This is a genomic window from Streptomyces sp. AB3(2024), from assembly GCF_041862025.1.
GTDB lineage: Bacteria > Actinomycetota > Actinomycetes > Streptomycetales > Streptomycetaceae > Streptomyces.
Window position 1 is genome coordinate 1 of the sequence record NZ_JBGWAB010000436.1, and the last position, 223, is coordinate 223.

1 protein-coding gene is annotated in these 223 nt (G+C 65.9%); it reads right to left on the minus strand.

What is annotated here, in order from left to right:
- A partial coding sequence (locus ACEPPI_RS41125; protein WP_373920329.1) for a potassium-transporting ATPase subunit KdpA occupies positions 1 to 223 on the minus strand: 223 nt, incomplete at both ends.

The window sequence follows — 223 nt, forward strand, 5'->3', positions numbered from 1 at the left end:
GCCGAACGTACGTGTGAGGGCGAAGGGGATGACCAGGATCAGGAAGATCTCGAAGAGGTTGGAGAAGGGGGTGGGGTTCTCGAAGGGGTGGGCGGAGTTGGCGTTGAAGTAGCCGCCGCCGTTCGTGCCCAGCTCCTTGATGACCTCCTGCGAGGCCACCGCCCCGCCGTTCCACTGCTGGGTGCCGCCCAGGAACTGGCCGACCTCGTGGATGCCGGCGAAG